Origin of the sequence: Clostridium pacaense (assembly GCF_020709765.2) — a bacterium.
Taxonomy (GTDB): domain Bacteria; phylum Bacillota; class Clostridia; order Lachnospirales; family Lachnospiraceae; genus Enterocloster; species Enterocloster hominis.
This window is the reverse complement of sequence record NZ_JAJFEB020000247.1, coordinates 1-233: the sequence shown is the minus strand read 5'-3', so window position 1 is coordinate 233 and position 233 is coordinate 1. Positions and strand designations below refer to the sequence as shown.

The 233-nt window shown below is 53.6% G+C and carries 1 protein-coding gene; it reads left to right on the top strand.

The genetic code is table 11. The annotated features are described in order from the left end of the window. Positions 1 to 233 (top strand): pseudouridine synthase (locus LK536_RS59185; RefSeq protein ID WP_506092386.1); only part of this gene is annotated, 233 nt, incomplete at both ends.

Sequence of the window (233 nt, the reverse complement as noted above, 5' to 3'; positions counted from 1 at the left end):
GCCGCCCAGTTAAAGGAGCATTACATCACCCGGAGATACCAGGCCATTGTCCACGGGGTCATAAAAGAAGATGATTGGACAGTGGATGCGCCCATCGGACGCCATCAGACAGAGCGCGAGAAAATGTGCATCAATTATAACACCGGCAGGAACGCCGTCACCCACTACCAGGTGTTAAGGCGGTTTGAACAATATATCGACGTGGAAGGCCGCCTGGAAACCGGCAGGACACA